Source organism: Roseobacter sp., from assembly GCF_045106495.1.
In the GTDB taxonomy this organism is placed as follows: Bacteria; Pseudomonadota; Alphaproteobacteria; order Rhodobacterales; family Rhodobacteraceae; genus Roseobacter.
This window is the reverse complement of the sequence record NZ_JBGCEQ010000003.1, coordinates 15,460-28,854: the sequence shown is the minus strand read 5'-3', so window position 1 is coordinate 28,854 and position 13,395 is coordinate 15,460. Positions and strand designations below refer to the sequence as shown.

Genomic DNA, 13,395 nt, shown 5'->3' with positions numbered 1-13,395 from the left:
GCTATGTCCAAAAGCGACTTGGACCGGTCCGACAGTTAAACTGCTAATGGTGTCCGGGTCGGTTCGCATGTCGCAAATCTGGGAGTAGAGAGTTCTCCAGCTCGCCGCAGGGCTAGCATTTACCACTCGTGTTGAACTCAGTGCCATGCCACATCAGCCAGAAATATGTATCCCGCTCCATAAATCGTCTTGATCAATTGCGGATTCTTTGGATCTTCGCACAGCTTGGTGCGCAGCCTTGAAATACGGACATCCATTGCGCGATCAAAGCTCTCACTGGCGGCGCCGCCGAGGTGGTCCTGCATTTGAGAACGGCTGATCAACCGTTTGGGGTTTTCAAGGAAGAGTCGCAGCACCTCGCCTTCCGCATGAGAAAACGGAAACCTCTGACCCTCTCCATCTTCCAGAACATACTGATCAAAGAGCACCTTCCACCCTTTGAATTCAGCGATTTGGCTTGCGGAATGAGCTGTTTTCGATGTTCTTAACCTGGCTCTGACCCGTGCAACCACTTCGGCTGGGTCGAATGGTTTGATGATGTAGTCATCCGCGCCAAGTTCCAATCCGGTGACTTTGTCCTGAACCAACGCGCGTCCGGAAATGATGATGACGATCGCGCCCTGTTCCAAGGCAAGCTTGTGAACCAGCGTCAATCCATCAGTATCTGGCAAAGACAAATCGATCAAACAAACGTCTGGTGTTTGATGCGCGAGGGCTGCGGTAAAGGCCTGGGCACGCCCAAAACAGATCGTACGAAATCCTGCATCCTGCAGTGCTTCCTCCAGGATCGTGCGAATGGCCGGTTCATCGTCCAGGATTGAAACCAGAGGTGCCGTCATTCGGCTGGCTCCTTGCTTGAGGTAGGTGCCAGCAGGGCTGCAATGTCTTTTGACGAAAAAGGTTTGTGCAAAACCGGTGCAGCTTTCTGAGCGCTCAGGTAAAGCGGATCATCAACCGGTAACGACGTCATCAAGACGAGAGGTACCTTGCCGTTGATCCGTTTTGCCAGATCGACGCCGGTAGAGTCGCTTGCCAGTTGCACATCCGACAGCACAAAAGTGATGCTCGGAATATCAGCCAACAAAGCACTAGCCTCATCAACACCTATGGCCTCGATCACCGAATGGCCCAGGTCGGTCAGCATGTCGCGATAAAGTCCGCGCAAATCATCCCGATCTTCGACAAGCAGGACCATTCCTTTGCGAAATTCGACAGCTGGCCTGTAGGGCAACCGTAGCGTGACACATGCCCCTTGCTCATTGTTTTCCAGACGTAAATCGCCCCCTGCGAGTTTTGTCATGTCATAGACCATCGGCAATCCCAAACCGGATCCTTCGGCACCTTTGGTAGTGAAAAACGGATCGAACCCATGGCTTAGAGCAGAGTCCGAAAACCCAGGCCCTGTATCGGTGATTTGCCATTCGATCCAGGTGTCGTGCACCAGACCAACTTTGATGGAGATTTCTCCGGACACGCCGCAGGCATCTCGGGCATTAAGGATGAGATTGAGCAGGCTGTCAGTTGCCATACCGGCATCCAGCATCACTGGTGACTTGGGGGTGATGTTTTCCACCGACAGACGCACATCTTGTGGCAGAGTGGGATCTGCCAGAGTGCTAAGATCGCGCATGAGGGCATGTAAGTCAGTGACATCAGGTCGCAGAGCGCGCTGCGCGGTCATGCCCGCAATACTGCCAAGCAACGCGCCACCGCGCCGAGCTGCCGAAAGTGTCCCCTCTGCCAACTCGACTGCAGGTTCCGGCAGGTTTTCCAAGCGCATGAGTTTTGATTGAAGTCCAAGAATAATGGTCAGGAGATTTGAGAAATCATGGGTCAATCCGGAAGTCATCTGCGAGGCCAGTGCACGTCGCCTCGTTTGCTGTAGCGCAACGCGCGCTTGCATTTCGGCCGTCACATCCATCGACAGTATGTAGACCCCGCCTCGGGTATCAGGGGTAAATGCCGCACGGATACGCCTGGCACTTACATCGTCCGTGAACTCGAACACCGAAGGCCGACCCGCGTAGGCGGTTTCAAGATGCGGTATCACACGGGCGTAGGCCGATGGTCCCAACGCATCCGCAATGTGCATGTCCAAAATGTCAGAAGGGCGTCCGGGCATGACCGCGTGCAGTTGGCGATTTGAATAAGTATAGTGGCCAGAGTTATCCACATGCGCGATATGTGCGGGCATCATTTCAGTTGTGAGCCGCGTGCGCGCCTCGCTTTCGGTCAGCGCGCGCTTGGTTTCTTCGAGCGCGGCATTCATGGCGGAGAGGGCGCGGTTGGTTGTAGACAGTTCCTCGGCATAGCTGTGCAACTGATCGGACAGCTCCTCAGATCTGGCCTGCAAAAGGGCCTCTTGTTTCTTGGTGTGGGTGATGTCTGTGTAGACGGTAACCCAACCTCCTTGTGGCAGCGGAGCGCCTTCAACGCTGATGACACGGCCGTTGGATCGTGTGCGTTCCATATAGTGCACTTCAAAGGCGCGAGCTTGTTCGACACGTTCCGCGACAAAGGTCTCCACGTCCGCGACGTTTCCATATTCCCCCCGGTTCGCCAGATGGCGAATGGTATCCTGAAATTTAGCGCCCGGTGTGACCAGCTCAGCAGGCAGGTCAAACATGCGTTGAAACGGGGCGTTGCAGACTGCGAGCTTCAGATCAATATCGTATATGGTCAACGCTTGACCGATCAGGTTCAGCCCTGCCGCCGTCAATTCCTGCGTCTGTTGTTGAGAAAGGGACAAGACGCTCTCCACTGGGCAAATACTGTGCTGGCCGCACGGATCGACCTTAACATGCAATGAGGTGACGAAAATCAGCTTTGTGAGATTTTAACTTGCCATTTTGCTGCATGTAACAATTCGTTAGAATTGAGAAAACATGATGAAAAAGTTGACCTTAATCTGGAAATGGCATTTCTAATAGGAAGGCCGAAAAGAGCTGTGCTTGTCCGCTAAGGGCAAGGTCTGGGAGGACAACACTTGAATAGTCGCACTGAAGGCGCCGACGGGCCGCAATCCGTCCCGGCGCTTCTGCATCGTAACGCCACGAAGTTTGCGAACGCACCTGCGTATCGCGAAAAAGAATATGGTATCTGGCAGGCGTGGACGTGGCAGGACACTCTTGAAGAGATCGAAGCACTGGCCCTCGGATTGCTTGATCTGGGAGTGGTCGAAGGGGACTTCGTTGCGGTGATCGGGCGCAATCGGCCCAGGCTATACTGGGCGATGGTCGCGGCCGAGATGGTCGGCGCGGTTCCAGTGCCACTCTACCAAGACGCTGTGGCTGAGGAGATGGCTTATGTGCTGCAACATTGCGGCGCTCGATTTGTCATCGTTGGCGATCAAGAGCAGGTCGACAAGGTAATCGAGATTCGGGATCAACTGCCGAGTTTCGAGCAAATGATTTATCTCGACCCGCGCGGTTTACGCAAATACGACCACGCACAGTTACATCAATACGCCCACGTACAGGATGCGGGCCGCGCAAAGCGTGACGAATTGATGGGAGAACTCACCACACGGCAAAGTAAACTGACCTACGACAGCACCTGTGTGATGTTGTACACGTCGGGCACCACCGGCAAGCCGAAGGGTGTGGTTCTGAGCAACCGCAATGTGATCGAAACCTCGAAGTCGTCCTCGGAGTTCGACGGCTTGCGCCAAACGGATGATATTCTGGCCTATTTGCCCATGGCCTGGGTCGGAGACTTCATATTCTCTGTCGGGCAGGCAATGTGGACGGGTTTTTGCACCAATTGCCCTGAAAGCGCGGATACCATGCATACTGATTTGCGTGAGATCGGACCGACTTATTACTTTGCGCCGCCTCGGGTTTTTGAATCTCAGCTGACCAATGTCATGATCCGGATGGAAGACGCCGGTCGTTTCAAGAAATGGCTTTTTGACATTTGCATGGCGCATGCACGCAAGGTTGGACCAGCGATCCTTGATGGCGAAAACGTCAGCCTCTGGGATCGGTTCAAATACAGCTTGGGCGAGTTTTTCATCTATGGCCCGCTCAAAAACACATTGGGTTTTAGCCGCGTGCGGGTGGGATATACAGCGGGCGAAGCCATTGGGCCGGAGATCTTTGATTTTTATCGTTCGCTTGGGATCAATCTTAAGCAACTTTACGGCCAGACCGAAGCAACCGTTTTCATCACGGCGCAGCCGGACGGCGAAGTGCGCAGCGATACAGTTGGTGTTTGCTGCCCCGGTGTAGAGTTGAAAATCGCGGAGAACGGCGAGGTTTTCTATCGTTCGCCCGGCGTGTTCGTTGAGTATTATAAAAATGCTGAGAGCACCGCAAATACCAAAGACGCAGAAGGTTGGGTGGCGACAGGCGACGCGGGTTTCATCGAGGAAAATACGGGCCACTTGCGGATCATTGATCGGGCCAAGGATGTGGGGCAAATGGCGGATGGATCGCTTTTTGCACCAAAGTATGTAGAGAATAAGCTCAAGTTTTTCCCAAACATTTTAGAGGTTGTGGTGTTTGGCAATGGCCGCGATGAATGCACGGCCTTTGTCAATATTGACCTCACAGCAGTCGGTAACTGGGCAGAGCGAAACAACATAGGCTATGCGTCTTACCAGGAATTGGCGCGGCATCCGCAAGTGATGGACACTATTCAAAGCCACGTCGAAGAGGTGAACGGATCGGTTGCGCTAGACGATATGTTGTCTGGCTGTCAGGTGCACCGGTTTGTCGTGCTGCATAAAGAATTGGACGCAGATGACGGTGAACTAACCCGTACCCGCAAGGTTCGGCGCCGGATCATTGAGGAGAAATATGCCGACATCATCGCGGCGCTTTACGATGGGTCATCGTCCGTCGATACGGTGACAGAAGTTACGTATGAAGACGGTCGCAAGGGATCCATCTCGGCAACATTGGAAGTCCGGTCGGCTGCGGTTCAGGCGGTAACGCAGAAGATGGCGGCGGAATGATGGGTCGACACTCGGCTGCGCAATCGCTTTGCCCATCTAATTTCCGGGCGCGCTCAAATATTCGTGGCGGACCCGTTGTAGGCCGCGTTGACAGCACGGCTAATCAGAAATTTTGTGGAAAACCCGTGCAGGGTAGCGTTGATGTCGTGGATGGCTTCGGCGCGGCTCAGACCACGGTTTTTACGTTTGGTGGCCATGGATATGAGGCACGTGCGTTCCCAGTCGCGGCTCATTGTGACGGTCCTTTTTGCTGCTCCCCTCATCCTAGTCACATAATGGTTAACATATCGCGTGCTCTGCGCACGAATGGGGCAGCTCATGCTTGATCAGACCGAAGGCTACACCACCGCTGATGGCCGTCAGATCGGCCCTGTTGTGATGGAGATGAAAAATATCACCCTGCGATTTGGCGGGGTAGAGGCGATCAACGATATTTCCTTCGATATCCGCGAGGGCAAAATCCGGGCAATCATCGGACCCAACGGGGCGGGAAAATCCTCGATGCTAAACGTTATTTCCGGATTTTACGTTCCTCAGGAAGGTCAGGTTTTCTACAAAGGTGCGCCGCGCCCTGCGATGAAACCGTTTCAGGTCGCCCAGCAGGGGATCGCGCGGACGTTTCAGAACATCGCCCTGTTTGAGGGCATGTCGGTGCTCGATAATGTTATGACCGGGCGGCTGACGCACATGAAGACCGGATTGTTCAGCCAGGCTATTTGGATTGGAAAATCTGAGAAGGAAGAAACTGAAAACCGGGAAGTCGCGGAAAAGATTATTGATTTCCTGGAAATCCAGGCGATCCGGAAAACACCCGTCTCGCGTCTGCCTTATGGTTTGAAAAAGCGCGTGGAGCTGGCGCGGGCGTTGGCGGCAGAGCCGTCGCTGTTGTTGCTGGATGAGCCAATGGCAGGGATGAACGTCGAGGAGAAGGAGGATATGAGCCGCTTTATCCTCGACGTGAATGACGAATTTGGCACGACAATTGCGCTGATCGAACACGACATGGGCGTGGTCATGGACCTCTCCGACCGGGTGGTCGTGATGGATTACGGCAAGAAGATTGGTGATGGTACGCCATCAGATGTGCGGAACAATCAAGCGGTGATTGACGCCTATCTGGGGGTAGCGCATGACTGATTTTCGTCCGGTGACAGTGGTGCACAACTTGTACACAGCCTGTGCACTGGCATGGTGCACCGCTGCTCTGGGAGGGTGCTGGCGCCTGGTGTTTTCAGCTTTTGCCCATGCGGACCTTTTGCAGAGGGTCAAAGCCCGGTACCTTGACGCATTCGACATTTTCCCGCGCGCTATGCTGGTGGATCTGAAATTAATCGGACATGCCGAACGACCAGAGGCATTATTTGCAATGCCATCGGCCTTCGGGCTGTCAAAGACCGGAGACATTGGCCAGGGCGTGGTAGCTCACCCGCAGCGCCGTGAGTGGACCAAGCCGCGTTTGCAGGGGGCGCCGATTCTGCGGGACTCTGGCGCGAGTGCCTACCCTGCGCTGAGACATATCCTGAGATCTGACTTGAACGAGGCCGGACATGCCTGAACAACTTGCCTTCACCATCGAGGTTTTCCTCAACGGGCTGATGGCCGGGGTGCTTTATGCGCTGGTGGCCCTTGGATTTGTGCTGATCTACAAAGCCTCGGGCATCTTCAATTTCGCTCAAGGCGTCATGGCGCTCTTTGCGGCGATGACGCTTTACGGGATCATGAACGGGCTGGTGCCCTTTGCTCATTTGATCAACGCGATTTTTGGCACGGATCTGCATCATTTCGGCTGGAATGTCCCTGCTTTTGCCGCGATCCTATTGACCATCGGGATCATGGTTCTGTTGGCCTATCTGGTGCAGCGATTCATCTTTCGATACCTGGTGGGGCAGGAACCCATCATCCTCTTTATGGCCACCATCGGGCTTGCGTATTTCCTGGAAGGGGTCGGCGATCTGATGTGGGGATCGGACATCAAGACACTGAGCGTTAGTCTGCCGCAGGGGATCAATGAGACAATTGATCTGACCACTTATGAGTGGTTTGGCTATGGTTTCTTCATCGATAATCTGGACATTGTTGCCTCTGTAGTCGCGATTGTGCTGGTGGCAGCGCTTGTGATCTTTGCCCAATACACCAAAGAGGGACGCGCCATGCGCGCGGTGGCGGATGATCACCAGGCCGCCTTATCGGTGGGCGTATCGCTGAATTTCATCTGGATATTGGTGTGGTCGCTGGCGGGGTTTGTCGCTCTGGTCGCGGGCATCATGTGGGGCGCGAAGTCGGGCGTGCAGTTTTCGCTGTCGCTGATCGCGCTCAAGGCTCTGCCGGTTTTGATGCTGGGCGGGTTTACCTCGATACCCGGTGCCATTGTCGGGGGGTTGATCATCGGCGTCGGCGAGAAGCTCTTCGAGTTCCTGATTGGCGCGCCTTATCTGGGCGGGGCTACGGAAAACTGGTTTGCCTATATGCTGGCGCTCTTGTTTTTGGTGTTTCGTCCGCAAGGTCTCTTTGGGGAGAAGATCATTGAACGTGTGTGATCGCCCTTCTGCAATGGGTCCGAAGGATCTTTTGAGCCGGTCAAATCCCGGGATGTGCTATTCTTCGAGATTGCGGAAGAGCGCGATGCTGAGCGCTGCCAACACGGTCACGCCCAAGGTCAGTGCCAGATTGAAATCGGCAAATGTCAGCATGGCCAAGCAGAGGCACACGCCGACCACCCCGAAGCAAATGACAAGGCCGAACGACCATGACATGGCCCCAGTGGGTTGCGATGCTTCTGACTGCTCAGGCGCATGTCCGGCAACGAATTCCGGTTCGACCACATCAACGCTTTCGATCAGGTTGGCACGTTTTGCCAGATATTCGACGTCCGTGATTTCGTCACGCGCCCGACGCTCGTCCAGGCTTCGCAACTCTCTCAAAATCGCAGTCATAACCACCACTCCTTTCCACAGTAGCGGTTGTGCCGGATCAAATGGGGCAGAATTGGGAAAAAGCGTGAAACACTGTGACCTGGTTAACGGGGCCGTTGCTCGCGCCCAAAGCAGGGGGACTGCACGCGATGTCACAGGCTGAGACCATGCGCCTGACGTGCCACTGCGGCGCATGCGAGTTGCGGGTTATTCTGGCCGAGCCGCTGTCAACGTCTCGACGTTGCGATTGTTCGTTTTGCCGGCGACGCGGTGCGATGAATGTCTCGGTGAATGATGGCGACTTGCAGGTCATCAAAGGTGATGCGCTGCGGCTTTATCAGTTCGGAACTTTCGGAGCCGAGCATTACTTCTGCCAAAACTGCGGGTGTTATACGCATCACAGACGTCGCTCCAAGTCGTCTGAATTTGGCGTGAATGTCGGATGTCTGGAAGGGGTCAATCCGCGTGATATCGACCCTGTGCCATGGTTGGATGGCGTGAACTACAACCCTGAACAACAAGGGAACGCCTAGATGTTTTACCGTGAAGCCGGTGATTTCAGCACCACATACCCTGAAGACAGCCAGACCTTTCCGATCAAATTCGACCGCTGGCGATACTATTTGGTGCTGTTCGTGGCGGTTTTCGTTATCCCGTTCATGGTCAATGATTATTGGGTGAACTCGATCTTCATGCCGTTTCTGATCTATGCAATCGCGGCGATCGGGCTGAACATTCTGGTGGGGTATTGCGGGCAGGTCTCGTTGGGCACGGGCGGGTTCATGGCCGTGGGGGCCTATGCCTGTTACAAACTCATGACGTCCTTCCCGGAGGTCAGCATGTTCATCCATGTGCTTTTGGCCGGGGGGATTACGGCCCTTGTCGGCGTTCTTTTCGGGCTGCCGTCGTTGCGGATCAAGGGGTTCTATCTGGCGGTGGCGACCTTGGCCGCACAGTTCTTTCTGGTCTGGCTGTTCAACCGTGTGTCGTGGTTTTACAACTATTCCGCTTCCGGCCAGATCAATGCGCCGGAACGCGACACCTTTGGCATTCTGATCACCGGACCCAATACCGAAGCCTGGGCGACCTATCTTTTCTGCCTGATCTTCACGGTATTTTCGGCGGTGATCGCGCGGAACCTGACGCGCGGATCTGTCGGGCGCGAGTGGATGGCGATCCGCGATATGGACATTGCCGCCGAGATCATTGGGGTGAACCCGCTGCGCGCAAAGCTTACGGCATTTGCGGTCAGTTCGTTTTTCGTTGGCATTTCCGGCGCGCTCTTCTTTGCGGTCTATCTGGGCGCGGTCGAAGTGGGCGAGGTCTTTGGCATCACCAAATCCTTCCTTGTGCTCTTCATGATCATCATTGGCGGGCTGGGGTCGATCTTTGGCTCTTTTGCGGGTGCGGCCTTTCTGGTGCTTTTGCCGGTGCTTTTGAAGGTCATCGGCGTAGATTGGCTGGGCTGGCCCACGGATATCGTGGCGCACCTTAATCTGGTGATCGTCGGCGGGTTGATCGTGGTCTTTTTGATCGCAGAGCCACATGGGTTGGCGCAGCTATGGCGCGTGGCCAAGGAGAAATTACGATTGTGGCCTTTCCCCCATTAGGGGCGGCTGCGGGTCGGGGGGGCTTTCGGGCCACCCTTCATAACGTGGGAAAAAACAGGCCGGTACAACCCGGCATCATCGAAATCCAAGGGAGGAAACACCGATGAAAACAAAACTAGCAACCTGGGCCACCGCGGCCCTGATGGCGGCAAGCCCGGTGATGGCAGATCTCGTAATGCCAAGCCTGAGTTTCCGCACTGGCCCCTATGCGGTCGGGGGCATTCCGCTGGCTGATGGTTATGCAGATTACTTTACCCTGGTAAACGAACGTGATGGCGGCATCGGCGGCGTGCCGGTGCGCATTTTGGAATGCGAAACGGGTTACAACACGGAAAAAGGCGTGGAGTGCTATGAGAGCACCAAGGGCGAAGGCTCGCTGTTGTATCAGCCTTTCTCGACGGGCATCACCTATCAGTTGATCCCCAAGGTGACAGCGGACGGTATTGCTTTGCACACAATGGGCTACGGCCGGACGTCAGCGGCCAATGGCAAGGTCTTTTCCAACGTTTTCAACTTCCCGGCCAACTATTGGGACGCGGCCTCGGTCGCGATCAACTACCTGCTGGATGAAAATGGCGGCGACATCGCCGGGCGCAAGATCGCGCTGGTCTATCACAACTCCGCTTATGGCAAGGAGCCAATCCGGACGCTTGAAAAGCTGTCGGAAAAGCATGGTTTTGATCTGAGCCTCATTCCGGTGGACCACCCCGGTCAGGAGCAAAAATCGCAGTGGCTGCAAATTCGCCGCGAAAAGCCGGACAATGTCCTGATGTGGGGCTGGGGCGTGATGAACCAGGTTGCGGTACAGGAAGCCGCGAACATTCGGTATCCGATGGAGAACTTCATCGGCGCTTGGTGGTCGGGAGCGGAAGCTGACGTCATTCCCGCCGGTGCGGCGGCCAATGGCTACAAGGCACTGACCATGAATGGTGTGGGCAAGGACTACCCAATCTATGAAGACATCCAGAAATATGTCGTAGATACAGGGAAGGCTGCAGGTGCGGGCGATCAGATCGGTACCGTGCTCTATAACCGTACGATTTACGCTGGGTTCCTTGCGCATATGGCGATCCTGAAGGCGCAGGAAATCCACGGTGTTGCCGAGATCACCCCGGCGATGATGGTGGACGGCATGGAAAATCTGGAGATCACCAATGCGTTGATGGAAGAGTATGGCGTTGCGGGCATGGGTCCGGAATTCGCGGTCAGCTGTGAAAACCACGGTGGCCCGGGTCTGGGTGCTGTTGCACAGTGGGATGCGTCTGCTGGTGTCTGGAACCAGATTTCCGAGTTCAAAGTGTCTGACCGTTCGATCATCGAGCCCTTGATCGAAGAGGACAGCATGGCTTTTGCGGCGGAAAACAACATCGAGCCCCGGTGTAACTAAAGGCTTTGCCCCGGCGGTGTTTCTGCCGGGGCATCCATTCCAAGACCTGAGGGAAACGGCATATGCTGGACGCCACCAAGGAACAGGACACAAGCGCCGAAACGGTGCTGGAGGTCAATAACATCGAGGTCATCTACAACCACGTGATCCTCGTGTTGAAAGGGGTGAGCCTCAATGTGCCCAAAGGCGGCATCACTGCTTTGCTGGGTGGCAACGGTGCGGGGAAGACCACAACGCTTAAGGCGATTTCGGGTCTGCTGGCGTCGGAGCGCGGCGAGGTCACCAAAGGGTCGATCCGCTATCATGGAGCGGTGATCCAGGATCAGGACCCGGCCGAGACTGTAAAACAGGGTGTGGTGCAGGTGATGGAAGGCCGTCACTGCTTTGAACATCTGACCGTGGAAGAGAACCTGTTGACCGGCGCTTATACGCGGCGCGATGGCAAGGGCGCGATCGCCGCTGATCTGGAGCTGGTCTACAATTATTTCCCGCGATTGAAAGAGCGTCGCAAGTCACAGGCGGGCTATACCTCGGGCGGCGAGCAGCAGATGACGGCGATTGGCCGAGCGCTGATGTCTCGGCCTGAGACGATCCTGCTAGATGAGCCATCGATGGGTTTGGCGCCGCAACTGGTGGAACAGATCTTTGAGATCGTGAAATCGGTAAATGAGAACGAAGGCGTGACCTTTTTGCTGGCCGAACAGAACACCAATGTGGCGCTGCGCTTTGCGCATTACGGCTACATCCTGGAATCGGGCCGGGTGGTCATGGACGGCCCGGCGGCAGAGCTGCGCGAAAACCCGGACGTGAAGGAATTCTATCTGGGCATGTCGGAGGAAGGGCGCAAATCCTTTCGCGACGTGCGCAGCTACCGCCGACGCAAGCGGTGGCTTTCGTAACGTCGGACCTTGGAGACCAAAGATGAATAAACTTGCCTTCGCCTTTGTTGCGCTGCTGTTCGCGGCTCCCCTGGCTGCCGAAGACCTCGTGGACCGCAGGGTGTTGAACGAACAACCGCTCAGCGGGTTGGAGGGTATAGTAGTGATCGTGTCCAAACTGACCGTCAAGCCGGGGGGGCGCATTCCGCTGCACACCCATCCAGGTGACGAACATGGAGTGATTGTCGTTGGCGGGGATGCCTTGATGCCGAATGGCAAAGTGGTGCCTTTTGCCGACGGCACGCCGGTCTTTTTCGCAGCAGGCGAAGTGCATGGCGGCGTGACCAATCACGGGGATGCGGGCATCGAAATCATCACCACGCATATCCTGCAAGCAGGTGAGCCATTTCAAACGGCGGCCGAATGACATGAGCAGTTTTTACGACGATCTGGAAATCCGTAGTACGGATGCGCGCGAGGCGGCGCAATTGGCCGCATTGCAGGCAAATATTGACCGTATCGCCGCCGCACCTGACGCCTGCCGGATTGAAGCGGGTCAGGTGCAGGACCTGAGCGATCTGGCACGCCTGCCGGTGTTGCGCAAATCTGATCTGGCACAATGGCAAACCGACAAGCCGCCTTTTGGTGGTATCCCGGTCCGCAATGTCGCGCATGTGTTCCAATCCCCCGGACCAATTTATGAACCCGGAGGTGTCAGCCATGATTGGTGGCGCATGGGGCGGTTTTTGCACGCGGCGGGCATTGGTCAGGATGACGTGGTGCAGAACTGCTTTGGCTACCACCTGACGCCTGCGGGCATGATTTTCGAAAGTGGCGCACGGGCGGTGGGGGCGACGGTGTTGCCCGCCGGGACCGGGCAGACCGAACTGCAAGTGCAGGCGGCACAGGCTGTAGGGTCGACAGCCTATGCGGGCACGCCGGATTATCTGAAAGTGATTTTAGACAAGGCCGTCGAGATGGGGGTGGCGCTGGGCGTCACCAAGGCGGCGGTGGGCGGCGGCGCCCTTTTTCCAGCGATGCGTCAGGAATACGCGGATCGTGGTATTTTGTGTCTGCAATGCTATGCCACCGCCGCTCTGGGCAACATCGCTTATGAAAGTGCGGCGATGGAGGGGATGATCGTGGATGAAGGGGTGATCGTCGAGATCGTAACCCCAGGTACCGGCGACCCGGTGGCACCCGGTGAGGTCGGCGAGGTCATTGTGACCGCACTTAACCCGGATTATCCGCTGGTGCGCTTTGCGACCGGTGATCTCAGTGCGGTGATGCCGGGGGAGAGCCCTTGCGGGCGTACCAATATGCGGATCAAGGGCTGGATGGGGCGTGCCGATCAGACCACCAAGATCAAGGGGATGTTTGTGCGGCCCGAACAGGTGGCGGCCTTGGTGGCGCATCACGATGCCATCGTCAAAGCGCGGGTGATTGCCAGCCGAGATGGCGCGCAGGACGCGATGACGGTGCAGGTGGAGGCTACCGGCGCATCGCCAGATGATCTGGCGCCATCGGTGGTGGCAACGCTGAAGATGAAGGGGAGGGTCGAGGTTGTGGCCCCCGGAAGCCTGCCCAAAGATGGGTTGGTGATCGAGGATCAGCGCAGCTACGACTGAGCGCGGGTTGAAGATGTGTCCGT

At 56.0% G+C, this 13,395-nt stretch carries 14 protein-coding genes; 10 read left to right on the top strand and 4 right to left on the bottom strand.

Going from position 1 to position 13,395, the window contains the following annotated elements; genetic code table 11:
- Positions 1-137 precede the first annotated feature (137 nt).
- The gene (locus tag AB8B75_RS02095; RefSeq protein WP_405359470.1) at positions 138-839 is read right to left on the bottom strand and encodes a response regulator transcription factor; all 702 of its coding nucleotides are present in this window, start codon (positions 837-839) and stop codon (positions 138-140) included.
- Complete coding sequence (locus AB8B75_RS02090; protein ID WP_405359469.1) at positions 836-2,749, bottom strand: PAS-domain containing protein; 1,914 nt, start codon at positions 2,747-2,749, stop codon at positions 836-838. The genes AB8B75_RS02095 and AB8B75_RS02090 overlap by 4 nt, the downstream gene beginning before the upstream one ends.
- A gap of 237 nt (positions 2,750-2,986) precedes the next feature.
- Here AB8B75_RS02090 and AB8B75_RS02085 point away from each other — a divergent pair, with 237 nt between their 5' ends.
- Positions 2,987-4,957 (top strand): AMP-binding protein, encoded by a 1,971-nt coding sequence (locus AB8B75_RS02085; RefSeq protein WP_405359467.1) that lies wholly within the window; start codon positions 2,987-2,989, stop codon positions 4,955-4,957.
- A 53-nt stretch (positions 4,958-5,010) separates the two neighbouring features.
- Here AB8B75_RS02085 and AB8B75_RS02080 read toward each other — a convergent pair whose 3' ends face one another.
- Positions 5,011-5,190, bottom strand: a complete 180-nt coding sequence (locus AB8B75_RS02080) for a hypothetical protein (RefSeq protein ID WP_405359466.1) — start codon at positions 5,188-5,190, stop codon at positions 5,011-5,013.
- 85 nt (positions 5,191-5,275) lie between these two features.
- Between AB8B75_RS02080 and AB8B75_RS02075 the strand changes: the two genes are divergently transcribed.
- The 3 genes from AB8B75_RS02075 to AB8B75_RS02065 are packed head-to-tail and all read left to right on the top strand — an operon-like array spanning position 5,276 to position 7,494.
- On the top strand, positions 5,276-6,094 hold the full coding sequence (locus AB8B75_RS02075) for an ABC transporter ATP-binding protein (protein WP_405359465.1): 819 nt from the start codon (positions 5,276-5,278) through the stop codon (positions 6,092-6,094).
- Positions 6,087-6,512 carry a hypothetical protein gene (locus AB8B75_RS02070; RefSeq protein WP_405359464.1) on the top strand — a complete coding sequence of 142 codons (426 nt, stop codon included), beginning with the start codon at positions 6,087-6,089 and terminating at the stop codon, positions 6,510-6,512. The genes AB8B75_RS02075 and AB8B75_RS02070 overlap by 8 nt, the downstream gene beginning before the upstream one ends.
- On the top strand, positions 6,505-7,494 hold the full coding sequence (locus AB8B75_RS02065) for a branched-chain amino acid ABC transporter permease (protein ID WP_405359462.1): 990 nt from the start codon (positions 6,505-6,507) through the stop codon (positions 7,492-7,494). The genes AB8B75_RS02070 and AB8B75_RS02065 overlap by 8 nt, the downstream gene beginning before the upstream one ends.
- A 57-nt stretch (positions 7,495-7,551) precedes the next feature.
- Here the strand turns inward: AB8B75_RS02065 and AB8B75_RS02060 are convergent, their stop codons facing one another.
- Positions 7,552-7,890 (bottom strand): SHOCT domain-containing protein, encoded by a 339-nt coding sequence (locus AB8B75_RS02060; protein WP_405359460.1) that lies wholly within the window; start codon positions 7,888-7,890, stop codon positions 7,552-7,554.
- Between the two features lie 146 nt (positions 7,891-8,036).
- On the opposite strand from AB8B75_RS02060, the gene AB8B75_RS02055 reads away from it, so the two are divergent.
- The 6 genes from AB8B75_RS02055 (at position 8,037) to AB8B75_RS02030 (ending at position 13,372) form a co-directional block, all read left to right on the top strand.
- The gene (locus tag AB8B75_RS02055) at positions 8,037-8,402 is read left to right on the top strand and encodes a GFA family protein (protein WP_405360165.1); all 366 of its coding nucleotides are present in this window, start codon (positions 8,037-8,039) and stop codon (positions 8,400-8,402) included.
- On the top strand, positions 8,403-9,479 hold the full coding sequence (locus AB8B75_RS02050) for a branched-chain amino acid ABC transporter permease (protein ID WP_405359458.1): 1,077 nt from the start codon (positions 8,403-8,405) through the stop codon (positions 9,477-9,479).
- Between the two features lie 103 nt (positions 9,480-9,582).
- Entirely contained in the window at positions 9,583-10,866 is a 1,284-nt protein-coding gene (locus AB8B75_RS02045) for an ABC transporter substrate-binding protein (protein WP_405359457.1), read from the top strand.
- A 62-nt stretch (positions 10,867-10,928) separates the two neighbouring features.
- Positions 10,929-11,765, top strand: a complete 837-nt coding sequence (locus tag AB8B75_RS02040; protein ID WP_405359456.1) for an ABC transporter ATP-binding protein — start codon at positions 10,929-10,931, stop codon at positions 11,763-11,765.
- 22 nt (positions 11,766-11,787) lie between these two features.
- Complete coding sequence (locus AB8B75_RS02035; protein WP_405359454.1) at positions 11,788-12,171, top strand: cupin domain-containing protein; 384 nt, start codon at positions 11,788-11,790, stop codon at positions 12,169-12,171.
- Position 12,172: 1 nt separating this feature from the next.
- On the top strand, positions 12,173-13,372 hold the full coding sequence (locus tag AB8B75_RS02030) for a phenylacetate--CoA ligase family protein (protein ID WP_405359453.1): 1,200 nt from the start codon (positions 12,173-12,175) through the stop codon (positions 13,370-13,372).
- Positions 13,373-13,395 lie beyond the last annotated feature (23 nt).

Excerpts from the sequence above, each read along its gene's own strand:
- AB8B75_RS02070 (WP_405359464.1), top strand. The coding sequence starts at position 6,087 with ATGACTGATTTTCGTCCGGTGACAGTGGTGCACAACTTGTACACAGCC.
- AB8B75_RS02045 (WP_405359457.1), top strand. The coding sequence starts at position 9,583 with ATGAAAACAAAACTAGCAACCTGGGCCACCGCGGCCCTGATGGCGGCA.
- AB8B75_RS02035 (WP_405359454.1), top strand. The coding sequence starts at position 11,788 with ATGAATAAACTTGCCTTCGCCTTTGTTGCGCTGCTGTTCGCGGCTCCC.
- AB8B75_RS02040 (WP_405359456.1), top strand. The coding sequence starts at position 10,929 with ATGCTGGACGCCACCAAGGAACAGGACACAAGCGCCGAAACGGTGCTG.
- AB8B75_RS02075 (WP_405359465.1), top strand. The coding sequence starts at position 5,276 with ATGCTTGATCAGACCGAAGGCTACACCACCGCTGATGGCCGTCAGATC.
- AB8B75_RS02065 (WP_405359462.1), top strand. The coding sequence starts at position 6,505 with ATGCCTGAACAACTTGCCTTCACCATCGAGGTTTTCCTCAACGGGCTG.
- AB8B75_RS02080 (WP_405359466.1), bottom strand. The coding sequence starts at position 5,190 with ATGAGCCGCGACTGGGAACGCACGTGCCTCATATCCATGGCCACCAAA.
- AB8B75_RS02050 (WP_405359458.1), top strand. The coding sequence starts at position 8,403 with ATGTTTTACCGTGAAGCCGGTGATTTCAGCACCACATACCCTGAAGAC.
- AB8B75_RS02060 (WP_405359460.1), bottom strand. The coding sequence starts at position 7,890 with ATGACTGCGATTTTGAGAGAGTTGCGAAGCCTGGACGAGCGTCGGGCG.
- AB8B75_RS02030 (WP_405359453.1), top strand. The coding sequence starts at position 12,173 with ATGAGCAGTTTTTACGACGATCTGGAAATCCGTAGTACGGATGCGCGC.
- AB8B75_RS02055 (WP_405360165.1), top strand. The coding sequence starts at position 8,037 with ATGCGCCTGACGTGCCACTGCGGCGCATGCGAGTTGCGGGTTATTCTG.
- AB8B75_RS02095 (WP_405359470.1), bottom strand. The coding sequence starts at position 839 with ATGACGGCACCTCTGGTTTCAATCCTGGACGATGAACCGGCCATTCGC.